We start from the raw sequence: 25,570 nt of genomic DNA on the forward strand, positions 1-25,570 counted from the left end.
ATACATCACCGCTCCTGGACGTCCTCTGCGCGGCGACGCGTACGCTCATCGCATGAGGATCGCCCTGCCGCTCGACCCGCCGGACGCCCCGTCCAGTAAGCGCCTCGGGTGGGAGATGGCGATCGTGCTCGGCCTCGGGCTCGGGCAATCCGCCGTGTACGCGATCGTCCAGCTCCTGGACCGTCTGTCCCTCTCGACCCCTCTCGCGGACCAGACGGCGACGCTGAATCCGTCGCAGTCCAGCCGCGAGCTGTTCGACTTCCTCTACCAGGTGCTCGGGATCGGGTTCTCCGTCGTCCCGGTTCTGCTGGTGTGCTTCCTGCTCTGGCGGCCGGCGCGCCCGCACCTCGGCGCGCTGGGGCTCGACGGCGCCCGCGTCGGCCGCGACACGGGCGGAGGTCTCCTGCTGGTGCTCGCGATCGGGATCCCCGGGCTCGCGCTCTACCTCACGGGGCGCGCGATGGGTCTGTTCGTCGCGGTGGATCCGGGAGCGCAGAGCGCGTACTGGTGGACGATCCCCGTGCTGCTGCTGTCCGCCGCACGCGCCTCCGTGCAGGAGGAGTTCGTGGTGCTGGGATACCTCTTCGCCCGGCTGCGCCAGCTCGGCTGGGGCCCGTGGACGATCATCCTCGCCACCTCCGTGCTGCGCGCGAGCTATCACCTGTACCAGGGACCCGGCGCGTTCATCGGGAACCTGGGCATGGGCCTGCTGTTCGGCTTCCTGTTCCTGCGCACCGGCCGGCTCCTGCCGTTCCTCGTCGCGCACTTCCTCATCGACGCGGCGGTGTTCGTCGGCTACCCCTGGGCCGCGTCGACGTGGCCGGCCCTGTTCGGCCTGCCCGCGCACTGACGCGCGCCCGCCCGCGCCCGGGGCTCTCTTGACCGCGAGACTCCAACTGGGCAACGAGACTGCGGCTGATACGCGCAGTCTCGTCGCGGAGTTGGAGTCTCGCGGTCAGATGCGGCTGGCGCTCGCTTCGATCCGCACAGACGGGTCGGGAGGGAGGTTCTGCACGGGTCTCGTGGGGCGAGAACCATCGGGGGCGCGGTTCGCAGAGGATCGGCGCATGCCGAAGTCGACTCTCGCGCCAGGACTTGCACCTTCTCCGACCGAGCTGATGCGTTCGCACGGCGCGGCGAACACGACCGTCCTCGACCGGGCCTGGCGGCAGGGCGAACTCATCCGCGTCGTCCCGGGCGTCTACGCACCGGTCGGAGGATGGGAGGCACTGGCTCCCTGGGACCGCTATCTGGCCCGAGTGCATGCCGTGAGCCTCGCCAACCCTGGGTTCGTGTTCTGCGGCGCGACTGCGGCTGCTCTCCGCGGAGTGTTCCTGGGACGGCAACACGATCCCGTCCTCATCCTGGATCCCGATCGCACCAGCCGCGTCTCGGGCGTCGTCCGCGTTCTCACCTCCGCCGACCAGCGCGCGATCGACGAGATCGACGGGATCCGGCTGACGTCGGCTGCCGACACCGCCGTCGATGTCGCCCGCGCGTCGTCGCCCGGCGCCGGCCTCGCCTACGTCGACGCGCTGATGCGCCGTACGCCCCGCCTCACCGCCGCGCAGCTCCGCGCGATCAACGAGTCGCGCCTCTCGTCACGCAACCGGCGCAGGGCCCGATGGGCTCTCGACCGGGCGACCGGCGTTCCCGAGAGCGTGCTCGAATCGCTCAGCCTTGCCGCGATGGAGTTCGCGGGCTTCGAGCTGCCGGAGACCCAGGTGACGTTCCTCATCGATGGTGCCGAAGACCGGATCGACTTCTTCTGGCGTTCGCGGGACCTCATCGGCGAGGCGGACGGCGCCGTCAAGTACACCGGCGAGCTCGGCGACCCGACGAAGGCGATCGTCAAGGAGAAGCGCCGAGAAGCCAGGCTCCTGCGCCGCGCCTCGCACCGGATCCGATGGGGTTGGCCCGAGTTGCGAGAGGTGGATCCGCTCATCGACATCCTCCGCACAGCACGCGTACCGCGCCCGCTCCCGGCCGACCCGTTCCTGCTGGCCTCGCTCCGCGACGCCCTGCACTGACCTCGACGCCCCGCGTTGACCTCGACGCCCCGCGTTGACCGCGAGACTCCAACTGGGCGACGAGACTGCACCCAAACAGCGCAGTCTCGTCGCGGAGTTGGAGTCTCGCGGTCAGAGAAAGGGCGCGGTCAGCGGGTGACGGCGACGGAAATCGCGGCCCAGCCGAGGATCACGACGAGGGCGACGATCGCGGGCCAGTCCCAGCTGCGGCGGATCGGGGCGTCGACGCCCTCCCCCGCGGCACCGGCGGGCCGCTCCACCCCCTTCTCCCAGCGGGTGCGCACCTCGGTGAGCACCTGCAGGCTCTGCGGTACCTTGAGCTCTCCGGAGCGTCTCGCCTGCCGCGGCGCTTGGATGCGGCCCGGACCGCCCCAGCAGGAGAGCTTCCGATCGTCGTCGAGGGCGAAGTCCAGCTGCCAGCGCAGGTCGACATCGGTGACCCGTCGCCAGCCGAAGGCGGTACGGCGCAAGAAGTTCTGCACTCTCGCGCCGTCCTCGTCGACATGCACCATCGAGACCACGCTGATCACGTAGATCAGCCAGAGGACGAGCAGTACCCACGGGGCGTACAGCAGCATCTGCGCCCAGCTGCTGCGCATGACCGCGTCACCGAGCACGAAGACGGCCAGCAGGGCGCAGACCACCAGAACGGCGATGCCCGTGGGCGCGCGGTAGGTCCGCGCGCCCACGGGCATGTGATCCATCGACCTCACGCGCCGCCGCTGCCCAGGGCGATCGAGGCGCCGGGAATCGCCTGCAACAGCCGATCCGTGTACTCCTGCTGCGGGTTGGCGAAGATCTCGTCGACGGTTCCCTGCTCGACGACCTTGCCCTTCTCCATCACACACACGAGGTCGCTCGATACACGCACGACCGCGAGGTCGTGCGTGATGAACAGATAGGTGAGGTCGAGCTCGTGCTGCAGGTCTGCGAGCAGCTTCAGCACCTGGTCCTGCACGAGCACATCGAGCGCGGAGACCGCCTCGTCGAGCACGACGATGTCGGGCTTGAGAGCCAGAGCGCGCGCGATCGCGACGCGCTGGCGCTGACCGCCGGACAGCTCGTTCGGGTATCGCGAGGCGAGCACTCGCGGCAGCGACACCTGATCCAGCAGCTCCAGCACCCGCTCCTGACGAGAGGCACGGTCTCCGATGTTGTGGATGTCGAGCGGCTCCGCAATGGTGTTGCCGATGTTGCGCAGCGGATCCATGGACCCGTACGGATCCTGGAACACGGGTTGCATCCGCCGGCGCAGGCCGAAAGCCTGACCGAACGACAGCCGCGAGACGTCCTTGCCGTCGATCTCGATCGTGCCGGACGTCGGCTCCTCGAGTTTCAGCACCATCTTCGCGACCGTCGACTTGCCGGAACCGGACTCGCCGACGAGAGCGAGCGTCTTGCCCTTCGGGATCTCGAAGGAGACGTTGTCGACAGCACGGAACGGCACGCTGCGGAACTGCCCCTGACGAATGGAATAGTCCTTCGTCAGGCCTGCCACCCGCACCCGCGGCGTTCCGTCGAACAGGTCTTTCTCGGTCTGCACGCCGCGGTCCTCGACCACGGCCTGGATCCGCTGAGACGCGACACTCGGTGCCGCGGCCACGAGCCTGCGCGTGTACGGATGCTGCGGATTCTCCAGGATCTCCCGGCTGGGCCCGGACTCGACGATGTTGCCGTTGTTCATCACGATGATCTTCGAGGCGCGCTCAGCGGCGAGCCCGAGGTCATGCGTGATGAGCAGCACCGCAGTGCCCTTCTCCGTCGTCAGCCTGGCGAGGTGATCGAGGATCACGCGCTGCACCGTCACGTCGAGAGCCGAGGTCGGCTCGTCGGCGATCAACAGCTTCGGATCGGCCGCCAGGCCGATGCCGATCAGCGCGCGCTGCCGCATTCCACCCGAGAACTGATGAGGGAACTGGTGCAGTCGACTCGCGGCGTCCGCGAGGCCCGCCTGCTGCAGCACCTCGATCGCGCGTGCCTTGACAGCGGCACGGCTGGTGGCGATGCCGTTGGCACGGATCGCCTCCTTCACCTGGAAACCGATCGACCACACCGGGTTGAGGCTCGCCATCGGATCCTGCGGCACGAAGCCGATGTCACGTCCGCGGACGTGCTCCATCCCGCGCCGGCCGAGCTGCGTGAGCTCTCGGCCGTCGAGGGTGATCGACCCTTCCGTGACGCGTCCGGTTCCCGGGAGCAGGTCGATGATCGCTGTCGCGGTCGTCGACTTGCCGGATCCCGACTCCCCCACGATCGCGACGGTCTCGCCGGCGTAGACGTCGAACGACACGCCGTGCAGGACCTCGCGGAGCCCTTCCTGACCCTTGAACGCAACCTTGAGGTCGCGCACGGTGAGGACGGGGGCCTGACTGTTCTGTGCGGGAGTGCTCATCGAAGTGCCCTCGCCTTCGGGTCGAGGGCGTCGCGGATCAGCTCGCCCAGAGTGACGAACGCGAGCACCGCGAAGGTGAGCGCGATCGACGGATAGATGAGTGCCATCGGAGCGATCTGCAGGGCGGCCTGCGCCCCGCTGATGTCATTGCCCCAGGAGACCACGTCGCTGCCGAGGCCGACGCCGAGGAACGACAGCGTCGCCTCTGCGACGATGGCCGAGGCGAGCCCGAGGGTCGCGACGACGAGCAGCGGAGCGATCGCGTTGGGCATCACGTGGCGGAGGAGGATCCGGAACTTGCCGAGCCCGAGCGCCTTGGATGCCATCACGTAGTCCGCCTGTTTCACCCGGAGGATCTCCGCTCGCACCACGCGTGCGGTCGATGCCCAGGCGAATCCACCGATCGCCAGGGCGAGGGTCCAGACGTTGCGGTAGTCGTGAAGCACGGTCATCACGACGATCGCCGCGAGGATGTACGGGATCGCGAAGAAGATGTCCCCGATCCGGGACAGGAGCGAATCGAGCCAGCCCCCGTAGAAGCCGGCGATCGCACCCATGATGAGACCGATCACCGCACTGAGCGTCGTGGCGATCACACCGACCGCGAGCGAAGTGCGCGCGCCCCAGATCACACGCGAGTAGATGTCGCAGCCCTGGAAGTTGTACCCCAGCGGGTGACCGGCGGCCGGACCCTCGTTGCTGAACATGAGATCGCATTTGGTCGGGTCGAACTGCGCGAACACCTGCGGCACGATCGCCGCGACGAGGAAGAGCAGCGCCAGGACCGAGGCGATCCAGAACAACGGCCGACGGCGGAGGTCCTGCCAGGCGTCCCGCCACAAGTTGCTGGGCTTGTCCGCGATGCGAACGGCGTCGACCGAGATCGTCTCGGTCTCGACCGGCGCGACGTAGTGCGCAATGTTGGTGGGCTCAGGCATAGCGGATCCTCGGGTCGAGCAGGCCGTACAGCAGGTCGATGACGAGGTTGACCAGCACGTACAGGATGACGAACACAGTCACGAAGGAGACGACCGTCGGGCCCTCGCCTCGCACTGCGGCCTGGTAGAGCGTGTTGCCGACACCGGGAACGTTGAAGATGCCCTCGGTCACGGTGGCTCCGACCAGAAGAACACCGAAGTTCGTCGCGGAGTTGGTGATCACGGGGATCAGCGAGTTCCTCAGCACGTGCACGGGGATGACGCGTCGGCGCGGCAGTCCCTTTCCGTACGCGGTGCGCACCCACTCCTGGTTCAGCGTGTCGATGGTCGAGGAGCGCATGAGGCGCATGCTGACCGCGAACAGGCTGAAGCCGAGCACGAGTGCGGGAAGCCACAAGCCGCCCCAGCCGTTGTCCGCTCCCACCGTGGGGCTGAACCAGCCGAGCTGCAGGGCGAAGAAGTACTGCGCGATGAAGCAGAGCACGAAGATCGGAATCGACAGCGCGATGAGGGCGACCACCAGCGAGGTGTTGTCGAAGAGCTTGCCCTTACGCAGTGCCGCGATCGTGCCGATGATGATCGCGAGGGTGAACTCGATGGCGATCGCCATCACGGCCAGTCGGCCCGTGACGGGGAGCGTTTCAGCGAGCACTTCAGTCACGGGACGACCGGAGTAGGTCATCCCGAGGTTCCCCTGGAAAACCCCCGTGATGTAGTACCAGTACTGCACGATGAACGGGTCGTTCAGGTGGTACTGCTCGCGCAGCGCCTGAACGATGGCGGGGTTCGGCGTGCGGTCGCCGAAGAGGGCGAGAATCGGGTCGCCGGGCATGGCGAACACGAGGAAATAGATGAGCAGTGTGGCTCCGAAGAAGACCGGGACCACCTGCAGCAGACGTTTCAGAATATATCCGAGCATCCGCCGTCCTTTCTGGAGAAGGCCGTGACAGCGACAAGCCGCGAGGCGGTGACGTGTCCGTCACCGCCTCGCGGATATCACAGAGTCGTTACTTAGCGGCCTTGGTGATCTGATAGTACAGCGGAACCGAGTTCCACCCGAAGGTGACGTTCTGCACGCTCGTGCCGAAACCACCGGTCACGTTCGAGTACCACAGCGGGATCGCGGGGAGGTCCTTGAACAGGATCTCCTGCGCCTTCTTGAAGTCCTCGAGCTGCGCCTTCTGGTCGGGGTTGCCGATGCCATCGGAGATCGCCTTGTCGAAGTCGGCGCTGGTGTAGTCGCCATCGTTCGAGCCGGCGCCGGTCGCGTACAGCGGGCCCAGGAAGTTGTACATACCCGGGTAGTCCGCCTGCCAGCCGGAGCGGGCCGCGGTCTTGATCGTGCGGTTGGTGACCTCGGTGCGGATCTGCGCGAACGTCGGGTACGGAGCGCCCGACGCGTCGATTCCGAGGTTGTTCTTGATCGCGTTGGTCACGGCGTCGACCCACTCCTTGTGGCCGCCGTCGCTGTTGTACGCGATCTGGAAGGTTCCGCTCCACGGCGAGATCTTGTCGGCCTCGGCCCACAGCTCCTTCGCCTTCTTGGGGTCGTACTTCAGCACCTCGTTGCCGGGGATGTCGCTCGACCAGCCCGAGATGACCGGCGAGGTGAAGTCCTCGGCCGCCGTGCGGGTCCCGAAGAAGATCTTCTTGGTGATCTGCGCACGGTCGAACGCCATCGAGATGGCCTCGCGGCGCAGCTTGCCCTCCTCGCCAGAGAAGTGCGGCAGGAACTGACCGATCGTGAAGGACTGGAAGACAGCGGCCGGCTGGTTCACCGCGCGGTCGCCCAGGGTCTTCTGGAAGGTCGGCAGCGCCGTCGACGGCATCGCGTCGAGCACGTCGAGCTTGTTGCCCTGAAGGTCGGCGTATGCGGCCTCCTGCGTGGCGTAGAAGACGATGGTCAGGCCACCGTTCTGCACCTTGCGGGAACCCTGGTAGTCGTCGTTCTTGACGAGATCGATGCTGACGTTGTGCTGCCAGCCCTTCCCGCCGATCTTGTACGGACCGTTGCCGATGGGGGCCTCACCGAACTTCTTCATGTCGGTGAATGCGGAGTCCGGCAGCGGGTAGAAGGCCGAGTAGCCGAGACGCAGCGCGAAGTCCGATGCGGGCTTGTTCAGCGCGATCGTGAAGCTGTAGTCGTCGATCTTCTTCAGACCGGTCAGCGGGCTGTCGGCGTCGGCGTTGTAGCCCTCGATGTCCTCGAAGAAGTAGCTCGACAGCTGCTTGTTGGAAGCGAGCGCGCCGTAGTTCCAGGCCTTGATGAAGTTGTCGGCCTTGACCTCGGTGCCATCCGTGAACTTCTGACCCTGCTTGATCTTCACCGTGAGGTGCTGGGGGTCATCCGTCTTGATGGACTCGGCCATGTCGTTGACAGGCTTGCCCTTGGCGTCGTAGTAGACCAGGCCAGCAAAGATGCTGTCCAGGATCTTGCCGCCGCCGACCTCGTTGGTGTTGGTCGGAATCAGCGGGTTCTGCGGCTCAGAGCCGTTGGCGGTGATGATGGCAGCCGCATCGGTCTTGCCGGTGGCTCCACCTCCGGAGTTGTTTCCGGAGCCGCCCGAGCAGCCAGCGAGGGCGATGACGCCCGCCGCGAGCAGCCCGACAGCCGCGAGGGCGATCTTGTTGCGCTTCACGTTGTGTCCTCCTGTGGACAGTTGACAGCAATCTGCGCACTCGTCGTCGAGTGCTCAGGGATACCTGAGCCTAACCGCCGATCCGCCGATCGCACGAATGCGTACCGTTAACCGTTACTTACTGGTGACCTGACACGACGAGGCGCCCTGGGACCGTTCCCAGGGCGCCTCGTCGTACTTCCGGCTCGCGCGGTTCCTACAGCGCGAACGCCTCCACCGGCGGGCACGCGCAGACCAGGTTGCGGTCTCCGTACGCGTTGTCGATGCGGCGCACGGGCGGCCAGTACTTGCCCGCGATGAGCGCGTGCGTGGGGTACGCCGCCTTCTCACGGGTGTAGGCGTGGTTCCACTCGCCCATCAGCAGCGACGCCGCGGTGTGCGGTGCGTGCACGAGCGGGTTGTCGTCGGCCGGCCAGACTCCCGCGGCGACCTCGTCGGCCTCCGCCCTGATCTGGATCATGGCTTCCACGAAGCGCTCGAGCTCTGCGAGATCCTCCGACTCCGTCGGCTCCACCATGAGCGTGCCCGCCACCGGGAACGACATGGTCGGGGCGTGGAAGCCGTAGTCGATGAGGCGCTTGGCCACGTCGTCGACCGTGATCCCGGTCGCCTCCTTGAGCGGACGCAGGTCGAGGATGCACTCGTGCGCCACCCGGCCCTGCTCCCCCGAGTACAGCACGGGGTAGTGGTCGCCGAGGCGCGAGGCGACGTAGTTCGCCGCGAGCACCGCCGCCGCCGTCGCGTCGCGCAGGCCGTCGGCGCCCATCATCCGCACGTACGCCCACGAGATCGGGAGCACGCCGGCGGATCCGTACGGCGCCGCGGAGACAGGGCCTCCCTCGAAGACGTAGCCGCCCGCGTGCGCGGTGCGCTGCGCCTGCGGGTGTCCCGGCAGGTACGGCGCGAGGTGCGCCTTGGCCCCCACGGGGCCCACGCCGGGGCCACCGCCGCCGTGCGGGATCGCGAAGGTCTTGTGCAGGTTGAGGTGCGAGACGTCGCCGCCCAGGTCCCCGAACCGGGAGTAGCCGAGCAGTGCGTTCAGGTTCGCGCCGTCGATGTACACCTGGCCGCCCGCCGCGTGCACCGCCGCCGTGATGTCGAGCACGTCGTGCTCGTACACGCCGTGCGTCGACGGGTAGGTGATCATGAGCGCGGCGATCTCGTCGGCGTGCTGCGCGATCTTCGCGCGCAGGTCGTCGAGGTCGACGTTGCCCAGCTCATCAGTCGCGACGACGACCACCTTCATGCCGGCGAGCACCGCGGAGGCCGCGTTGGTGCCGTGCGCGGAGGACGGGATCAGGCACACGGTGCGGTGATCGTCGCCGTTCGCGAGGTGGTAGCCGCGGATCGCGAGCAGACCGGCGAGCTCGCCCTGCGATCCGGCGTTCGGCTGGAGGGAGACCGCGTCGTAACCGGTGACGTCGGCGAGCCAGGCCTCGAGCTGGTCGATGAGCTCGAGCGAGCCCTGGACGTCGGCCTCGGGGGCGAACGGGTGCAGCTGCGCGAACTCGGGCCAGGTGATCGCGGCCATCTCGGTCGCGGCGTTGAGCTTCATCGTGCAGGATCCGAGCGGGATCATGCCGCGGTCGAGCGCGTAGTCGCGGTCGGCGAGGCTCTTCATGTACCGCATCATGGCGGTCTCGGAGCGGTGCGCGTGGAACACGGGGTGCGTGAGGTACTCGTCCTGGCGGGCGAGGGCCGCGGGCACGCTCGTGACGGGGATGTAGGCGAACGAGCCCTCCCCCGCGCCGAACACCGTGGCCACGGCGAGGATGTCCTCGTAGGTCGTGGTCTCGTCGGCGGCGATGCTCACCGTGTCCGCGTCCACGGGGTTCAGCAGGATCCCCGCCGCGTGGGCGTCCGCGACGACCGCGTCGGCCCGGCCGGGAATGCGCACGGTGATCGTGTCGAAGTAGTCCGCGTGCACGATCTCGGCGCCGGCCTTCTCCAGCTGCGTGGCGAGGAAGCGCGCCTTCGAGGCGACACCGGAGGCGATCTCCTTGAGCCCCTCCGGGCCGTGGTACACCGCGTACATCGACGCTATGACGGCCAGCAGCACCTGCGCGGTGCAGATGTTCGACGTGGCCTTCTCGCGACGGATGTGCTGCTCGCGGGTCTGTAGCGCGAGGCGGTAGGCCGGGTGGCCGTCCGCGTCCTGCGAGACGCCGACGAGGCGACCCGGCAGCTGACGCTCCAGCCCCGAGCGCACGGCCATGTAGCCGGCGTGCGGGCCGCCGAAGCCCATCGGCACGCCGAAGCGCTGCGTGGTGCCCACGGCGACGTCCGCACCGAGCGAACCCGGCGAGGCGATCAGGGTGAGCGCGAGCAGGTCGGCCGCGACGACCGCGAGGCCGCCGGCGAGGTGCGCCGCGTCGATGACCGCGGAGGGATCCCAGATCCGCCCCGAGGCGCCCGGGTACTGCACGAACACGCCGAACAGGTCCTCGGGCAGCGTCTCGCCGCCGGCGAGATCGCGCTCGACGAGCTCGATCCCGAGCGCCGACGCACGGGTGGCGAGGAGCGCCTTGGTCTGCGGCAGCGCATCGGCGTCGACCACGAACGTGTGGGACGCGGCCTTGGATCCGCGCCGTGCGAGCAGCATTCCCTCCGCGACGGCGGAGGACTCGTCGAGCATGGACGCGTTCGCCGTGTCGAGGCCCGTGAGGTCGGACACCATCGTCTGGAAGTTGATCAGCGCCTCCAGGCGGCCCTGCGAGATCTCCGGCTGGTACGGCGTGTACGCCGTGTACCAGGAGGGGTTCTCCAGGACGTTGCGCTGGATCACGCTCGGCGTGAGCGTGCCGTAGTAGCCCAGGCCGATCATGGGGCGGTTGACCGTGTTGCGGTTCGCGAGCACGCGCAGCTCTGCGAGGGCCTCCGCCTCGCTCGCCGCGGCCGGCAGCACGCTGACACGGTCGGCGGCCGAGCGGATCGAGGCGGGGACGGCCTCGCGCATGAGGGCGTCGACGGGACGCTCGTCGGCGCCGTACGCGATGCCGATCGCGTCGAGCATCGCCCGCTGGGCGTCGGCGGTGGTGCCGATGTGACGGTCGAGGAACGCGGTCACTCTCAGCCCTCCGTGTGGGCGACGTAGGCGTCGCGGTCGAGGAGACCGTCGACGGCTCCCGCCGCGACCGAGATCTTGATCAGCCAGCCACCCTCGAACGGGGCGGAGTTGACGAGCGACGGGTCGTCGATGACGGCGTCGTTGATCTCGAGGACCGTGCCGTCGACCGGCGCGTAGAGCTCGGAGACCGACTTGGTCGACTCGGCCTCGCCGAAGACGTCGCCGCGGCTGAACGAGGTGCCGACGGCGGGCAGTTCGACGAAGACGATGTCGCCGAGGGCGTCGGCGGCGAAGTCGGTGATGCCGATGGTCGCGGACTCGCCGTCCACGGCGACCCACTCGTGCTCTTCGCTGTAGCGCAGGGTGTTCAGATCGGTCATTTCTTCCTCCGGTAGAAAGGCAGGGCGGTGATGGTCGCGGGGATCTTCGTTCCCCGGACATCGAGGAACAGGGGGACGGAGCCGTCGGCGACCGCGGGGTCGACGAAGGCCATGGCGATGGGGTGGCCGAGCGTGGGGCTCAGGGCGCCGCTGGTGATCTCGCCGATCACCGCACCGTCCTCGGTCACGACCGCGTACTCGGCGCGACCGGCACGGCGGCCCTCTGCAGCCAGACCGACGAGAACGCGCGCGCCCTCGGCGGGAGTGGTGCCGCTCTTGCCGACGAAGCTCTCCTTGTCGGAGACGACGACGCGGCCGAGCCCGGCCTGGGCGGGCTTCGTCTCACGGTTCAGCTCGTGGCCGTAGAGCGGCATGCCGGCCTCGAGGCGCAGCGTGTCGCGCGCGGCGAGCCCCGCGGGGACGAGCCCGTGCTCCGCGCCGGCGGCGACGACCGCATCCCAGAGCGCGGCGGCATCCTCTGCGGCGACGAGGAGCTCGAAGCCGTCCTCGCCCGTGTAGCCCGTGCGCGCGAGCAGCAGCGGCTTGCCGTTGTAGACCGCGGTCGCCCAGGCGTAGTACTTCTGCTCCGCCCAGGGGATCGAGACATCGTCGATGCCGGGGGTGCCGGCGAGGATCGCCTCGGCGTTCGGTCCCTGCACCGCGATGAGGGCGTAGTCGTCGGAGACGTCCTCGACGGCGACCTCGCGGTCCGTCGTGCGGGTCAGGAGCGCCTCGCGCACGGCGTCGCGGTTGCCCGCGTTGCTGATGATCAGGAAGTCGTCGTCGCCGAGACGGTAGACGATGACGTCGTCGATGATCCCGCCGTCCTCGGCGAGCAGCAGCGAGTACTTCGCCTTGCCCACCGCGAGCGCGGACAGCCGGCCGGCCAGTGCGTAGTCGAGGTACTCCCCCGCGCCGGCGCCGATGATCGTGAACTCCGCCATGTGCGAGATGTCGAAGATGCCCGCGCTCGCGCGCACCGCGTGGTGCTCGGCGAGGTCGGACGTGTAGCGGACCGGCATCTGCCAGCCGCCGAAGTCGGTGAACGAGGCTCCCAGCGCCTCGTGGCGCTCCCGGAGCGGGGTGTAGCGGGGGTCTGTCATGGAGCTCTCCCGTGCGGATCGGTGAGAACCCGCGCGGCGCGCGGATCCGAGAACTCCCCCTCTGTCATTGGCCTGAGAGCTTCGCCCTGGCTCCTCGAGGGGGGCGCTGGGCTTTCACCGTCGGCGGATTCGTCCTGAAGCAAGAAGAGGTGGAGATCCGCGAGGGTCTGGTCACCGGGGTTTCGGCTCGGGCGCCTTCGGCGTCTTCGCTCAACCTGATTTCTTGCTTCGCTCGAAATCACTTTCCAGAGCGGCCGGGTCAGCGCGGTGCGGTTACCTGAGAGATTGGCGGGGAGGCTTGCTCCTTCGGTGTCCGGCCACGATCACCGGACTCTCCCGCACAGACCATGTGGCCACGTGTTCAATTGTGCGCGCTCATCCTATCGCGACGAGGGCCTGCCGCGGCAGCACCGCGAAGACCTGCGTCCGCACTTCATGACGTCATGGACTCGCCTTCTGGTCGGAATGACTCTAAGATCGGACCCCGGAGGTTAAAGTCATGGTGACCAGAAGCGAAGGATCCGAGGACGGCATCCGCGTCGCCGTCTCGACGGTGATCCTCACGATGCGCCGCGACGGCGGCGCCGCCCCGCGCATCGCCCTGCCTCTGGTGCGCCGCACGCGCGCCCCGCATGCCGGCGACTGGGCGCTCCCGGGTGGCTGGCTCGACGTGCGCGAGGGTCTCGCGGCAGCGGCCGCGCGTACGCTCGCCGAGACCACGGGCCTCGCGCCCAGTTACCTCGAGCAGCTGTACGCGTTCGGCGCCGTGGACCGCTCCCCCAGCCGGGTGATCTCGGTCGTGTACTGGGCGCTGCTGCGCGAGGATCTCGTCGACCAGCAGCTGGCGGAGCGCCGGGCTGCCGGCGTGGAGATCGAGAACGTCGAGTGGTTCGACGCCTCCGATCTGCCCGCACTCGCCTTCGATCACGCGCGCATCGTCGAGTACGCGGCATGGCGACTGCGCAACAAAGCCGGATACAGCCGCGTGGCACAGGGGTTCCTGCCCCCGGAGTTCACGCTGGCCGACCTGCGCGAGGCGTACGAGACGATCCTCGGTCGCAAGCTGGATCCCGCGAACTTCCGCCGCCAGGTCGACGCGACGCGGACCCTGATCCCCACCAACGCGTTCCGCACGGGCAGCCATCGGCCGGCCCGGCTGTACCGCGATGCCACCGACGTCGAGCTCGCCGATCGCGGCCCGCTCGCCCCCGACGAGACGAGGACCTCATGAGCATCACCTCCCTTCGACAGGCTCAGGGACCGAACCCGATCGATCCGTCCGTCGACCACGCACTGCGCCTGATCGTCACGGGAGCCTCCACCGAGTCGACCTGCACGACCGACCTCGCCGCGGGTCCGTGGAACTTCGACACGATCCCCGGCTACGGCCCCGGATCCTCCATGGGCGACGTGATCCCCACCGGCGCGCCCCGCCAGGGAGAGCTCCCCTCCTCCTACCGAGAGGCGGACGAGGACGAGCTGCACGACCGGATCCGCACGGCCAAGGCGACCCTCGGCGAGCGCGTCGTGGTGCTCGGCCACTTCTATCAGCGCGAGGAGGTCGTGCGGCACGCCGATCACGTGGGCGACTCGTTCCAACTCGCGGGCTTCGCGAAGCAGCACCCTGACGCGGAGGCCATCGTCTTCTGCGGCGTACACTTCATGGCCGAGACGGCGGATCTGCTCTCCGGGGAGGACCAGGCCGTGATCCTGCCGAACCTCGCCGCGGGCTGTTCGATGGCGGACATGGCCGACATCGACCAGGTCGAGGACTGCTGGGAGCAGCTCGCCGATGTCCTCGGCCCGCTCGACGAGCCGGATGCCGACGGGCTCGTACCCGTGATCCCGGTCACCTACATGAACTCCTCGGCCGCCATCAAGGGTTTCGTGGGCCGGCACGGCGGCATCGTGTGCACGTCCTCGAACGCCCGGACCGTGCTGGAGTGGGCGTTCGCCCGCGGACGCCGAGTGCTGTTCTTCCCGGACCAGCACCTCGGCCGCAACACGGCGAAGGCGATGGGCGTTCCGCTCGCGCAGATGCCGATGTGGAACCCGCGCCGCCCCCTCGGCGGGTCCACCGCGGACGAGCTGCAGGACTCCCGCGTCATCCTCTGGCACGGCTTCTGCTCGGTGCACCGCCGCTTCACGGTCGCCCAGATCGACCAGGCACGCGCCGAGCACCCCGGCGTGCGCGTGATCGTGCACCCCGAGTGCCCGATGGAGGTCGTGGACGCCGCGGACGAGGCCGGCTCCACCGACTTCATCCGCAAGGCCATCGCCGCCGCGACAGAGCCGACGACCTTCGCGGTCGGCACCGAGATCAACCTCGTCCGACGGCTCGCGGCGGAGTATCCGCAGCACGAGATCTTCTGCCTGGATCCCGTGGTCTGCCCGTGCTCGACCATGTACCGGATCCACCCTGGCTACCTCGCCTGGGTGCTCGAGGAACTCGTGGCAGGGCGCACCCCGAACCGGATCACGGTGCCCGCGGACGTGGCGGACCCTGCGCGGGTCGCACTCGAGCGCATGCTGGCGGCGCGCCCTCCGGTGGCGGTGGCCTGATGCCGGCCTCCCGCGAGCGCGGCGCCGCCGAGGCGCTGCACGTGCTCGTGATCGGCGGCGGGATCGCTGGCCTCACCGCGGCGCTGCACGCGCACGAGGCCGGGCACCGCGTCGAGGTCGTGGTGAAGGACGCCCTCGGCGACGGCGCGACCGCGCTCGCCCAGGGAGGCATCGCCGGGGTGTACGGCGTGGACGCCGACGGCGTGGCCGACTCCCCCGCCGCGCACGCCGCGGACACGCTCGCCGCCGGGGCCGGCCTCTCGGATCCCGCGGTGGTCGACGTGCTCGTGGGCGAGGCGCCGGCACGGATCGGCGAGCTGGTCGCCCGGGGCGTGCCCTTCGATCGCGACTCTCAGGGGCGGCTCCTGCGCGGGCTCGAGGCCGCGCACTCCGCGGCGCGGATCGCGCACGCCGGCGGCGACGCGACGGGAGCGGCGATCTCCGCCGCGCTCGTGCGCGCCGTGCGGGATGCGGGCATCGCGGTGCGCGAGCACACGATGCTCGTGGATCTGATCGTCGAGGACACGGGGGTGCGCGGAGCGCGTCTCCTCGCCGCCGGACGGATCGCGGAGGTCTCGGCGGACGCCGTGATCCTCGCGACGGGCGGTGCGGGCCGGCTGTTCCGGCACACCACGGCCCCTGCGGTCTGCACGGGCGACGGCATCGCGGCCGCCCTGCGCGCGGGCGCCGCCGTCGCCGACCTGGAGTTCATGCAGTTCCACCCCACGATCCTCGCCGCACCGGGACCGGCGTTCCTGATCTCCGAGGCGGTGCGTGGAGAGGGGGCGACGCTCATCGACGACGACGGAGCGCGCTTCGCGTTCGACGCCCACCCCGATGGCGAGCTCGCCCCGCGCGACGTGGTGACGCGGGCCGTCGTGCGCCGCGCCCGGGAACAGGGCCATCCGGTGCGTCTCGACGCGACGGCGCTGGGCGCGGAACGTCTCGCCCGGCGCTTCCCCACGATCGACCGGGTGACGCGGGAGCGCGGCTTCGACTGGGCCCGAGAGCCCATCCCGGTCACGCCCGCCGCGCACTACCTGATGGGCGGCGTGGTCACCGACGCGGATGGCCGCACCACGCTGCCCGGGCTCTACGCGGTCGGCGAGACCGCGCGGACGGGCGTGCACGGCGCCAACCGGCTCGCCTCGAACTCACTGCTGGAGGGAGCCGTGTTCGGCGCGCGCGCCGCGGCGGCGCTGGGAACGGCCGCACCGGGGCCCCGCGGCGTCGCCGACGTCGCGGAGCGGACGCCCCTGGCCGGCGATGCCGATCGGGCCGCCGCATCGGATCCGTTCTCCCGCACCGCTCTGCAGGACCTGATGTGGGATCTCGTCGGCCCCCTGCGCTCCGTCGAGGGCCTGGAGCAGGCGCGGGCGACCGTGCGCTCCTGGCGGCCGTCGGAGGATCTGACCCGTACCGCGGTCGAGGACCGCAATCTGCTCCAGGTCGCCGAGGCGATGATCGACGCCGCGCTCGCGCGACCCGTCTCGGTCGGCGCGCACCACCTCCTCGCCTCTTCTCATCCGGTCTCCGTCTCGGATCCGGCCCCCGCCCTGATCGGAGTCTGATGCTCACTTCCGCTCTCCTCACCCGCGTCGTCGGCGCCGCCCTCGAAGAGGATGCCCCGTGGGGCGATCTGACGAGCACGGCGCTGCTGCCCGCCGACGCGACGGCGACCGCCGACCTCGTCGCGCGCGAGCCCGGCGTGCTGGCCGGCGGCGACGTCTTCGCCGAAGCGTTCATGCTCACGGATCCGGCGACCGTCGTCGACCTGCACGTCGCGGACGGCGACGCCTTCGCGGCCGGCGACGTGCTCGCGACCGTCACCGGATCCGCCCGCAGCCTGCTCACGGCCGAGCGCGTGGCGCTGAACTTCACGCAGCGCCTCAGCGGCATCGCGACGCTGACCGCCGCCTACGTCGCCGCGGTCGAGGGCGCCGGCCCCGACGGCAAGCGGGTGCGCATCGCGGACACCCGCAAGACCACCCCCGGCCTGCGCGCGTTCGAGCGGCACGCCGTGCTCGCCGGCGGCGGGCGCAACCACCGGTTCTCGCTGTCCGATGCCGTGATGGCCAAGGACAACCACCTCGCCGTGCTGAGTCGCGGCGGACGCGATCTCGCCACCGCGCTGCGCAACGCGATCGAGACGCTGCCGCACACCACCCACGTCGTGGTCGAGGTGGACCGGCTCGACCAGATCCCTGCGGTCCTGGAGGGCGGCGCGCACACCGTGCTGCTGGACAACTTCTCCCTCGAGGATCTGCGCACCGGCGTCGCGCTGATCGACGGCCGCGCGACCGCGGAGGCCTCGGGCGGCGTGAACCTCGACACCGTGCGCGCGATCGCGGGAACCGGCGTCGACGTGATCTCGGTGGGCGCCCTCACCCACTCCGCGCGGGCTCTCGACCTCGGCCTCGATGTGCGGATCGACGCCGGTCCGCGGAACGACTGAGATGACCGGTCCGCTCTACCTCGATCACGCCGCGACCTCGCCCGTGCGGCCCGAGGTGCTCGAGGCGATGGCCCCGTTCCTGACTCGGACGTTCGGGAACCCGTCCAGCCACCACACCGTGGGCGAGGCGGCGAGCGCGGCGCTGGAGGACGCCCGAGCACGGGTGGCCCGCGTGCTCGGGATGCGCACGGGCGATGTGGTCTTCACCGCCGGGGGCACCGAGGCGAACAACCTCGCGGTCAAGGGCATCGTGCTGGCCGCACGGTTCCCGGGCGAGGAGCGCAGCGACGAGACGAGGGGCGGCCGAGGCCGGCGGCACGTGATCACGACGCCGATCGAGCACGAGTCGATCCTGGAGTCGGTCGCATACCTCGCGCGCTTCCACGGCGTGGCGGCGACCCTGGTTCCCGTCGACGGCCGAGGACGGGTGGATCCGGCCGCTGTCGCCGCGTCGATCCGCGATGACACCGCGCTGGTCGCGATCGGTCATGCGAACAACGAGATCGGCACGATCCAGGACGTCGCGGGCATCGCCACGGCCGTCGCGGCGCGGGGCGTGCCGCTGCATGTGGACGCCGTGCAGTCCGCGGGCTGGCTGGCGCTGTCGGGCCTCGGCGCCGACGCGATCGCGATCGCCGGCCACAAGCTGGGCGCTCCCAAGGGCATCGGCGCGCTCGCCGTGCGCGGACGCGTGCCGCTCGAGCCCCTCGTGCACGGCGGAGGACAGGAGCGCGGACGACGCTCCGGCACCGAGAACGTGGCCGGAGCCGTGGCCCTCGCCACAGCGCTCGATCTGGCCGAAGGCGAACGCGCCGAAACCGCCGTCCGCGTGGGCGCGCAGTCCGCGCGACTCATCGCCGGCATCCTCGCGGCGGTGCCCTCTGCGCGCCTGACCGGCGACCCGGAGCAGCGACTGCCCGGCACCGCGAGCTTCACGTTCGCCGAGGTCTCGGGTGAAGCCGTGCTGCTCGAACTGGAGCGGCGCGGCGTGGTGTCGTCCAGTGGATCGGCGTGCGCGGCTGGCAGCGACGAGCCCTCCCACGTGCTGCTGGCCTGCGGGATCGACCCCGTCGTCGCGCAGACCGCGGTGCGCTTCACGCTCGGCCGCGCGGGGCTTCCCGGCGACGGGCCCGATCGGCTCGCAGGACTCGTCGCCGACGCCGTGGCCGCCGTGCGCTCCTAGACTGGCGAGGTGCCCGCTCCGCTCGTGACCGTGATCGTGCCCGGTCGCGACATCGCCGACTTCGCCCCTGCCGCCCTCGATTCACTGCGCGCGCAGACTGACAACTCCTGGCGGGCGATCCTCGTCGACGACGGCTCGCGGGACGACACCGGCCGGATCTTCGAGGCCGCGACGCGCGAGGATCCCCGGTTCACCCTCCTGCGTCACGAGCGTTCGCGGGGCCTCGGAGCTGCGCGCAATGCCGCCCTCGATCTGGTCGACACCGAGTACCTCGGCTTCCTCGACGGCGACGACGAGCTCGCCCCGACGGCTCTCGAGCGGATGACCGGCACTCTCGCCGCCACCGGCAGCGACTTCGTGACGGGCGCCTACGTGCGCTCCCGCTGGGACGGCCGGGGGTACGCGGCCGGACGCGTGCAGCCATGGGTCGCCGCGGCGACGGATCCGGAGCGCCTCCGGACCACGATCTACGCGCATCCGGCGGCATCGGCGAACATCGTGGCGTGGTCGAAGGTGAGCCGCACGGCGTTCTGGCACGATCTCCGGTTCCCGGAGGGCGTCGCGTACGAGGACCAGGTCGTGGCGCAGCGGATGTACACGACCGCACGCGCCTTCGACGTCATCCCCGATGTGGTGGTGAAGTGGCGACTGCGCGAGAACGGCACCTCGATCACACAGGGGAAGCACCGCGTCCGCGTGCTGCGCGACTACCTCGCGGCGCTGCGCGGCGGCATCGAGGTGCTGCATCAGGCGGGCGCGCGCGCCGCGGTGGCCGCTAGGCTCGACCTCATCCTCGCGATGGACGTGCCGCCGCTCCAGGAGATCGCCGGCACCCACCCCGACCCCGCGTATCCCGCGGCGGTCCGAGCGTTCCTCGAAGAGCTCGAGGCACTCCCCGAGTTCGCCGACGCCCGCGTGGATCACACCCTCGCCGCCGCGCTGCACTGGTAGCCGCGGCCACTGCCAGGACGGCCGGCGCGCCCGCGCGCATCGAGCCGCCCGGAATCAGGACGACCATGAACGACTACCTCTCCGAACTCTTCTCCCTCGACGGTCGCACCGCCGTGGTCACCGGCGGCAGCTCCGGCATCGGCCGCGGCATCGCGACCGCACTCGCCCGCGCCGGCGCCGCCACGGTGATCGTCGCGCGCGGTGCCGAGCGGATCGAGGAGACCGTGCGCGAGCTCACGGACGCCGGCTGCCGCGCCGCCGGCGTCGTCGGCGACCTCGGCACCCGTGACGGGATCCGTGCGGCGGGCGAGGCGGCGGCCCTGCCGTTCGGCGAGCCCGACATCCTCGTGAACTCGGCCGGCATCAACATCCGCCCCGCCTTCGCGGACATCACGGAGTCCGACTGGGACGCCACGATGACCGTGAACACGCTCGCCCCGTTCCTGCTCGGACAGAGGTACGCGACAGGCATGGCGGAGCGCGGCTACGGCCGGCTCATCCACATCAGCTCGCAGCAGGCGCACCGGGCGTTCGTGGGCAGCGGGATCTACGGCGTGTCGAAGGGTGCGATCGAGTCCCTGATGCGCTCCGAGGCCGAGGCGTGGGGCGGTTCAGGGGTCACCAGCAACACGCTCGTCCCCGGATTCGTGCTGACGCCGCTCAACGCCCGGCTGCAGGAGGATCCGCAGCAGATCGCGGCGCTCGCCGCCCGCACGATGATCGGCCGCAACGGGCTGCCCTCCGACTTCGCCGCTGCCGCCGTGTTCCTCGCCGGCGCCGGATCCGCTTACGTCACGGGGCACTCGCTCTTCGTCGACGGCGGGCTGAGCGCGCACTGAGCGCGCCCGGCTCCGGCGCTCGCGGGCGCCGGGGCCGTCTCGCGTCTCGTGCCTCGTGCCTCCCGCCTCGGTGCGATCAGGCCGAGCGGATGTCGTCGTCGATCCGGGCCGCGGCCACCTGCTGCGCCGCCAGGTCGGCGTAGAGCCCGCCCTGCGCGAGCAGCTCGGCGTGCGTGCCCGATTCGACGATCCGCCCCTCCTGCACGACGTGGATGACGTCCGCGCCGATCACCGTGGAGAGCCGGTGCGCGATCGTGAGCGTGGTGCGCCCCTTGGCCGCCTCGTCCAGCGCCTCCTGGACCACCCGCTCGGAGACGGTGTCGAGCGCGGACGTCGCCTCGTCCAGCAGCAGCACGGGCGGATCCTTCAGCAGCACCCGCGCGATCGCGATGCGCTGCTTCTCGCCGCCCGAGAGCCGGTAGCCGCGCTCCCCCACCACGGTGTCGTAGCCGTCCTCGAAGGAGGCGATCACATGGTGGATGTTGGCGGCCGTGCACGCCGCGACGAGCTCCTCGTCGGTCGCATCCGGTTTCGAGTAGACGAGGTTCTCCCGGATCGTGGCGTGGAACAGGTAGGTCTCCTGAGACACGATCCCGATCTCGTCGATGATCGACTCCTGCGTGAGGTCGCGCACGTCGGCGCCGTCGAAGAGCACCGCACCCTCTGACGCCTCGTAGAGCCGTGGCGCGAGGTAGAGGATCGTCGTCTTGCCCGCGCCGGAGGGGCCGACGAAGGCCACGTGCTGTCCCGGCTCGGCCGTGAACGAGATCCCCTGCAGGGTGTCGCGGCCGGCGGAGGACGCGTCAGGGTAGCGGAACCGCACGTCGCGGAACTCGAGGCGTCCGCGCGGGCCGGGCGCGGCGGTCGCGGACTTCGCATCCGGCGCGTCCTGGATCTGGGGCACCAGGTCGAGGTACTCGAAGATGCGCGCGAACAGCGCCTGCGACGTCTGCACGTCCAGCGCGACGCGCATGAGCCCGATCAGCGGCATGAGCAGGCGCGCCTGCACGGTCGTGAAGGCCACGATGGCACCGGCGGTGATCGTTCCGGTGCCGCCGGCGACGAGGAATCCGGCGACGAGATAGATGATCGCGGGGACGCTCGACATCAGCACCGACACCACGGCGAAGAAGCCCTGCCCGCTCATCGCGGTGCGCACCTGCAGACGGATCTGGGTGCGGTTCTGCGCCTGATAGCGGGCGGACTCGGAGCGCTGGCGGTTGAACGACTTGGACAGCAGGATCCCCGACACGCTCAGCGTCTCCTGCGTGATGGAGGTGAGCTCGGACAGCGACTCCTGCGTCTGTCCGGCGATCCGCGCGCGCACCTGCCCGACCCGGCGCTGCACGAGCACCAGGATCGGCATGACGCACACGGCGATGATGGTCAGCCGCCAGTCCAGCAGGATCATCGCGACGAGCGAGGCGATCACCGTGACGGTGTTGCCGAGGATGCTCGTGACCGTGCTCGTGAGCACGCCGGAGACGCCGCCGACGTCGTTCTGCAGACGGGACTGGATGACCCCCGTCTTCGTGCGGGTGAAGAAGCCCAGCTCCATCGACTGCAGGTGCTCGAAAAGTCGCACGCGCAGATCGCCCGTGACGCTGTTGCCGACGGTCGAGGTGAGCCAGGTCTGCACGACGCCCAGTCCGGACGAGAGCAGATACAGGCCGATCATCGAGACGACCAGGACCACCAGCAGGTCGAGCTGAGGTCCGCCGCCGCTGTGCGGGAACAGCGCGTCGTCGAAGACCTTCTGCACCAGGAGCGGCGGGATGACGCCGAGCGCGGCTCCGACGATGACGAGCAGGACCGTCATCAGGATCCGGTTCCGGTACGGCCGGAACAGCCCCACGACCCTACGCCCGAGGTCGGGGATGCGGGGCGCGTCCGCGTTCTGCTTGCGCTGCGCCGCCTCGTCCACGGGGCGGCCGCCTCGCACGCCGCCCATCCTGGCCATCATGCTCATCCGCCCACACCCCTGACCGCCGCCGGACGCCCGCGCCGTCGGCACCTGCCGTTCTCTGCTTCGGGGCAAGCGTATGTCCGAGCGGGGACGTCGCGGCGCACCCGCCGGACGCGTACGCTCAGGGCGCAACGCCCGCGGCCGGACGCTGCTCTCGGCAGCGCGGGCGTCTGCGGAGCCGATCCGGGAATGGAATGTCCGACCCTGTGGTTAGCCTGGGAGTCGCTCGCCGTTCCGCGCAGCTTCCCCCTCGAAACGCTTTCCCGGAGGAGCGCATGTCTGCTACACACACCGATTCCGTGCCCACGAGCGCAGGATCCTCTCTCATCCCCCGCCGAGACATGGCGGTCATCTGGGTGCTCCTCGCCGCCGCCTTCGTCGCGATCCTCAACGAGACGACGATGAGCATGGCGATCCCGCACCTCATCGACGATCTCAAGATCACGCCCCTCGCCGCGCAGTGGGTGACGAGCGCGTTCATGCTGACCATGGCGGTCGTGATCCCCACGACCGGCTTCCTACTGCAGCGCTTCACGACGCGGCAGATGTTCCTCGGCGCCCTGGCGCTGTTCTCCGTGGGAACGCTGATCGCGGCGCTCGCACCCGGTTTCACCGTGCTGCTCATCGCGCGCGTCGTTCAGGCCTCCGGCACGGCGATCATGATGCCGCTGCTCATGACGACGCTGATGAACCTGGTCCCCTCGGCGAGCCGCGGCCGGATGATGGGGCGCGTCAGCATCGTCATCTCGCTCGCGCCCGCGATCGGGCCCACGCTGTCGGGCTTCCTGCTCGATCACTTCAGCTGGCGCGCGATCTTCGTGGTCGTGCTGCCCATCGCGCTGGTCGCGATGCTGATCGGCTGGCGTTTCCTGACCAACGTCGGCGAGCGCACCAACGCGCCCCTCGACGTGCTCTCGATCGTGCTGAGCGCGTTCGGCTTCGGCGGTCTCGTGTTCGGCCTCAGCCAGATCGGCGCCCTGGCCGGCGGCGGCGGAACCGCCGCTCCCCTGGTGATCTCGCTGATCGTCGGGGTGGTGGGGCTCGTCGCGTTCCTGTGGCGGCAGGTCATCCTGCAGCGCAAGGACGACGCACTGCTCGACCTGCGCGTGTTCGCCTCGCGCGACTTCACCCTGTCGATGGTGCAGATGTTCCTGCTGTCGCTCGCGTTCTTCGGCACGCTCACGGTGATCCCGCTGTTCCTGCAGAAGGCGCTCGGCCTGGAGACCACGGAGGCGGGGCTCGTGCTGCTGCCCGGGGCGCTCGCGATGGGTCTGCTCGGCCCGGTGATCGGGCGGATCTACGACTCCCGGGGCACCAAGGTGCTGCTGATCCCCGGCTCGATCCTCACCGCCGCGGCGCTGTGGTTCTACACGACGCTCGCCACCACGACCCCGGTGTGGATCGTGCTGGTGGCGCAGACGCTGCTGTCGATCGGGCTCGCCCTGTCGTTCACCCCGCTGTTCACCGCATCGCTGGCGTCGCTCAAGCCGAAGTTCTACTCCTACGGCAGTGCGGTCATCGGCACCGTGCAGCAGGTGGCGGGTGCGGCCGGCATCGCGGTGATGATCGCGGTGTTCACGCTCATCGTGAACGCGAACGGCGGCACCGAGGTGCCCGATGCCGTCGCGGCCGGTTCGCGCAGCACGTTCGTGATCGGCGCCGTCATCGCGACAGTGACGATCCTCGGTGCATTCATCATCCGCAAGCCCGAGGACCAGCCGGACGAGGCAGGTTCCGCCGAGGGCTCCGCCCCCGCGATGCACTGACCCCGGTCGGTTCCTCGCAGCTCCACTCTGATCCGAGTCGTCCCCGCCAGCGCACGCCATGGGCTCCGCTGGCGAGGACGACTCGGTGGTTGTAGCAGCGTATTTCCGAAGTTGCGGCGCCTTGGTCCGAGTGAGGCGGTGCGCCGCCAGTCCGAGTCGTCCCCATCAGCGCACGCCATAGGTCCCGCTGGCGGGGACGACTTGGTGGTTGGGCAGCACGGTTCCGAGTCGTCCCCATGAGCGCACGCTATGGGCTCCGCTGACAGGGACGAATCGGTGGGTTGTGGATAGTTTCCGCGCCGACTCGCCGTCATGCGGCACGCTTGCGTGGCATGGGATGGCGCGAGGTCGCACGCACACAACAGGGGTTGATCACCCGGGCTCAACTGCTGGGGTTCGGGGTGACCCGGGGCATGATCCGGCATCGGATCTCGACGGACCGCTGGGTCGCACGATCGTCGCTCGTGATAGGCACGACGACCGGCGAGCTCACCCGAGCCCAGCTCATGCGGCTCGGCGTCCTGCACGCCGGTGGGGCCGCCCTCATCGGCGACCTCACGGCGGCGGAGCTCGGCGGGCTGCGCAACTGGCATCGCGATGAGGTCACCGTGCTGGTCCCGCAAGGCCGTGAACTTGGACCGCCGCTGGAAGGGATCCGCTTCGTCGAGACGCGGCGCCCCCTGAGAAGGATGAGACGACCCGACCTCGACCTGCCCGTCTGCCGACTCGAACCCGCCCTGCTCCACTTCGCGGCATATCAGCCCTCAATGCGTACGGCCGAGGGAGTGGTCGCGGCGGCCGTGCAGCAGGGACTCACGACGCCGGAGCTGCTGCACGAATGGGTCGATCGGATGCGACCCCTGCGGTGGGCGCGGATGTTCCGTCAGACGTTGGGCGAAATCGCCGACGGATCCCAGTCGGTTGCGGAGCTCGACGTGCTGCGGATGTGTCGCGAGTACGGGCTGTGCGCACCCCGGCAGCAGACCAAGCGTCGGGACGCGCGCGGTCGGATCCGGTTCACCGACTGCGAATGGCTGCTGCCCGATGGGCGAACCCTGGTGCTGGAGGTCGACGGAGCGTTCCACATGGAAGTCGAGCACTGGGAGGACGACCTCGCTCGCCAGCGAGCACTCGCCGCGCACGACCGCGTGCAGATCCGCTGCACTGCGCGGGAGCTTCGGGACGCCCCGGGGACCATCGCCCACGACCTTCGGCTGCTCGGCGTCCCCCGCGCCGCCTGACGCCGTCGCACCCGGTGCCAGCTACGGCCAACACCCACTTTCGAGTCGTCCCTACGAG

General features: G+C 69.8%; 20 protein-coding genes and 1 riboswitch. Of the genes, 11 read left to right on the plus strand and 9 right to left on the minus strand.

All coding sequences use genetic code 11. The features are described 5' to 3' along the window. The first annotated feature begins 52 nt into the window (after nucleotides 1-52). Entirely contained in the window at nucleotides 53-850 is a 798-nt protein-coding gene (locus CQ044_RS11305; RefSeq protein WP_105688560.1) for a CPBP family intramembrane glutamic endopeptidase, read from the plus strand. Between the two features lie 217 nt (nucleotides 851-1,067). After that, a complete protein-coding gene (locus CQ044_RS11310; RefSeq protein WP_105688561.1) occupies nucleotides 1,068-2,030 on the plus strand; it encodes a hypothetical protein in 963 nt (320 codons plus the stop codon). A gap of 128 nt (nucleotides 2,031-2,158) precedes the next feature. On the opposite strand, the gene CQ044_RS11315 is transcribed toward CQ044_RS11310, so the two are convergent. The 8 genes from CQ044_RS11315 to gcvT form a co-directional block, all read right to left on the minus strand. After that, the gene (locus CQ044_RS11315; protein ID WP_258133274.1) at nucleotides 2,159-2,725 is read right to left on the minus strand and encodes a PH domain-containing protein; all 567 of its coding nucleotides are present in this window, start codon (nucleotides 2,723-2,725) and stop codon (nucleotides 2,159-2,161) included. A 14-nt stretch (nucleotides 2,726-2,739) separates the two neighbouring features. Next, entirely contained in the window at nucleotides 2,740-4,422 is a 1,683-nt protein-coding gene (locus CQ044_RS11320; RefSeq protein ID WP_105688563.1) for an ABC transporter ATP-binding protein, read from the minus strand. Then, the gene (locus tag CQ044_RS11325) at nucleotides 4,419-5,360 is read right to left on the minus strand and encodes an ABC transporter permease (RefSeq protein ID WP_105688564.1); all 942 of its coding nucleotides are present in this window, start codon (nucleotides 5,358-5,360) and stop codon (nucleotides 4,419-4,421) included. Before CQ044_RS11325 ends, CQ044_RS11320 begins: the two co-directional genes overlap by 4 nt. Next, nucleotides 5,353-6,279, minus strand: coding sequence for an ABC transporter permease (locus tag CQ044_RS11330; RefSeq protein ID WP_105688565.1), 927 nt, complete (start codon nucleotides 6,277-6,279; stop codon nucleotides 5,353-5,355). Before CQ044_RS11330 ends, CQ044_RS11325 begins: the two co-directional genes overlap by 8 nt. An 88-nt stretch (nucleotides 6,280-6,367) precedes the next feature. After that, entirely contained in the window at nucleotides 6,368-7,999 is a 1,632-nt protein-coding gene (locus tag CQ044_RS11335) for an ABC transporter substrate-binding protein (RefSeq protein ID WP_105688566.1), read from the minus strand. A gap of 196 nt (nucleotides 8,000-8,195) precedes the next feature. Then, complete coding sequence (gene gcvP / locus CQ044_RS11340; protein ID WP_374954856.1) at nucleotides 8,196-11,012, minus strand: aminomethyl-transferring glycine dehydrogenase; 2,817 nt, start codon at nucleotides 11,010-11,012, stop codon at nucleotides 8,196-8,198. A gap of 56 nt (nucleotides 11,013-11,068) precedes the next feature. Continuing rightward, nucleotides 11,069-11,446, minus strand: coding sequence for a glycine cleavage system protein GcvH (gene gcvH / locus CQ044_RS11345; protein ID WP_105688568.1), 378 nt, complete (start codon nucleotides 11,444-11,446; stop codon nucleotides 11,069-11,071). Then, nucleotides 11,443-12,549, minus strand: a complete 1,107-nt coding sequence (gcvT, locus tag CQ044_RS11350) for a glycine cleavage system aminomethyltransferase GcvT (protein WP_105688569.1) — start codon at nucleotides 12,547-12,549, stop codon at nucleotides 11,443-11,445. Before gcvT ends, gcvH begins: the two co-directional genes overlap by 4 nt. Before the next feature lie 255 nt (nucleotides 12,550-12,804). Then, a riboswitch (glycine riboswitch) is annotated at nucleotides 12,805-12,898 on the minus strand. Between the two features lie 150 nt (nucleotides 12,899-13,048). Here gcvT and CQ044_RS11355 point away from each other — a divergent pair. The 7 genes from CQ044_RS11355 (at nucleotide 13,049) to CQ044_RS11385 (ending at nucleotide 20,539) form a co-directional block, all read left to right on the plus strand. Then, entirely contained in the window at nucleotides 13,049-13,780 is a 732-nt protein-coding gene (locus CQ044_RS11355; RefSeq protein WP_105688570.1) for an NUDIX domain-containing protein, read from the plus strand. Further along, entirely contained in the window at nucleotides 13,777-15,111 is a 1,335-nt protein-coding gene (gene nadA / locus CQ044_RS11360) for a quinolinate synthase NadA (RefSeq protein ID WP_105688571.1), read from the plus strand. The genes CQ044_RS11355 and nadA overlap by 4 nt, the downstream gene beginning before the upstream one ends. Continuing rightward, entirely contained in the window at nucleotides 15,111-16,682 is a 1,572-nt protein-coding gene (gene nadB / locus CQ044_RS11365) for an L-aspartate oxidase (RefSeq protein ID WP_105688572.1), read from the plus strand. The genes nadA and nadB overlap by 1 nt, the downstream gene beginning before the upstream one ends. Continuing rightward, a complete protein-coding gene (nadC, locus tag CQ044_RS11370; protein WP_105688573.1) occupies nucleotides 16,682-17,566 on the plus strand; it encodes a carboxylating nicotinate-nucleotide diphosphorylase in 885 nt (294 codons plus the stop codon). The genes nadB and nadC overlap by 1 nt, the downstream gene beginning before the upstream one ends. Before the next feature lies 1 nt (nucleotide 17,567). Further along, nucleotides 17,568-18,749, plus strand: coding sequence for a cysteine desulfurase family protein (locus tag CQ044_RS11375; protein WP_105688574.1), 1,182 nt, complete (start codon nucleotides 17,568-17,570; stop codon nucleotides 18,747-18,749). A gap of 9 nt (nucleotides 18,750-18,758) precedes the next feature. Further along, complete coding sequence (locus tag CQ044_RS11380) at nucleotides 18,759-19,700, plus strand: glycosyltransferase family 2 protein (RefSeq protein WP_105688575.1); 942 nt, start codon at nucleotides 18,759-18,761, stop codon at nucleotides 19,698-19,700. Between the two features lie 65 nt (nucleotides 19,701-19,765). Beyond that, nucleotides 19,766-20,539 carry an SDR family NAD(P)-dependent oxidoreductase gene (locus CQ044_RS11385; protein WP_105688576.1) on the plus strand — a complete coding sequence of 258 codons (774 nt, stop codon included), beginning with the start codon at nucleotides 19,766-19,768 and terminating at the stop codon, nucleotides 20,537-20,539. Between the two features lie 76 nt (nucleotides 20,540-20,615). Here CQ044_RS11385 and CQ044_RS11390 read toward each other — a convergent pair whose 3' ends face one another. Further along, nucleotides 20,616-22,490 (minus strand): ABC transporter ATP-binding protein, encoded by a 1,875-nt coding sequence (locus CQ044_RS11390; RefSeq protein WP_181158286.1) that lies wholly within the window; start codon nucleotides 22,488-22,490, stop codon nucleotides 20,616-20,618. Between the two features lie 290 nt (nucleotides 22,491-22,780). Here CQ044_RS11390 and CQ044_RS11395 point away from each other — a divergent pair, with 290 nt between their 5' ends. Both CQ044_RS11395 and CQ044_RS11400 read left to right on the plus strand, forming a co-directional pair. Further along, nucleotides 22,781-24,271, plus strand: coding sequence for an MDR family MFS transporter (locus CQ044_RS11395; protein ID WP_105688578.1), 1,491 nt, complete (start codon nucleotides 22,781-22,783; stop codon nucleotides 24,269-24,271). Between the two features lie 368 nt (nucleotides 24,272-24,639). Continuing rightward, on the plus strand, nucleotides 24,640-25,512 hold the full coding sequence (locus CQ044_RS11400) for a hypothetical protein (protein WP_146116781.1): 873 nt from the start codon (nucleotides 24,640-24,642) through the stop codon (nucleotides 25,510-25,512). The last annotated feature ends 58 nt before the right edge of the window (nucleotides 25,513-25,570 follow it).

This window comes from Microbacterium sp. MYb64, assembly GCF_002979495.1.
GTDB lineage: Bacteria > Actinomycetota > Actinomycetes > Actinomycetales > Microbacteriaceae > Microbacterium > Microbacterium azadirachtae_A.

Bases quoted from the DNA above. Each gene is read 5' to 3' on its own strand.
- CQ044_RS11320 (WP_105688563.1), bottom strand. From the start codon at position 4,422: ATGAGCACTCCCGCACAGAACAGTCAGGCCCCCGTCCTCACCGTGCGC.
- CQ044_RS11355 (WP_105688570.1), top strand. From the start codon at position 13,049: ATGGTGACCAGAAGCGAAGGATCCGAGGACGGCATCCGCGTCGCCGTC.
- CQ044_RS11385 (WP_105688576.1), top strand. From the start codon at position 19,766: ATGAACGACTACCTCTCCGAACTCTTCTCCCTCGACGGTCGCACCGCC.
- nadC (WP_105688573.1), top strand. From the start codon at position 16,682: ATGCTCACTTCCGCTCTCCTCACCCGCGTCGTCGGCGCCGCCCTCGAA.
- CQ044_RS11375 (WP_105688574.1), top strand. From the start codon at position 17,568: ATGACCGGTCCGCTCTACCTCGATCACGCCGCGACCTCGCCCGTGCGG.
- gcvP (WP_374954856.1), bottom strand. From the start codon at position 11,012: ATGCTCGACGCGATCGGCATCGCGTACGGCGCCGACGAGCGTCCCGTC.
- CQ044_RS11305 (WP_105688560.1), top strand. From the start codon at position 53: ATGAGGATCGCCCTGCCGCTCGACCCGCCGGACGCCCCGTCCAGTAAG.
- nadB (WP_105688572.1), top strand. From the start codon at position 15,111: ATGCCGGCCTCCCGCGAGCGCGGCGCCGCCGAGGCGCTGCACGTGCTC.
- gcvH (WP_105688568.1), bottom strand. From the start codon at position 11,446: ATGACCGATCTGAACACCCTGCGCTACAGCGAAGAGCACGAGTGGGTC.
- nadA (WP_105688571.1), top strand. From the start codon at position 13,777: ATGAGCATCACCTCCCTTCGACAGGCTCAGGGACCGAACCCGATCGAT.
- CQ044_RS11390 (WP_181158286.1), bottom strand. From the start codon at position 22,490: ATGGGCGGCGTGCGAGGCGGCCGCCCCGTGGACGAGGCGGCGCAGCGC.
- CQ044_RS11310 (WP_105688561.1), top strand. From the start codon at position 1,068: ATGCCGAAGTCGACTCTCGCGCCAGGACTTGCACCTTCTCCGACCGAG.
- CQ044_RS11395 (WP_105688578.1), top strand. From the start codon at position 22,781: ATGTCTGCTACACACACCGATTCCGTGCCCACGAGCGCAGGATCCTCT.
- CQ044_RS11325 (WP_105688564.1), bottom strand. From the start codon at position 5,360: ATGCCTGAGCCCACCAACATTGCGCACTACGTCGCGCCGGTCGAGACC.
- gcvT (WP_105688569.1), bottom strand. From the start codon at position 12,549: ATGACAGACCCCCGCTACACCCCGCTCCGGGAGCGCCACGAGGCGCTG.
- CQ044_RS11315 (WP_258133274.1), bottom strand. From the start codon at position 2,725: ATGCCCGTGGGCGCGCGGACCTACCGCGCGCCCACGGGCATCGCCGTT.
- CQ044_RS11330 (WP_105688565.1), bottom strand. From the start codon at position 6,279: ATGCTCGGATATATTCTGAAACGTCTGCTGCAGGTGGTCCCGGTCTTC.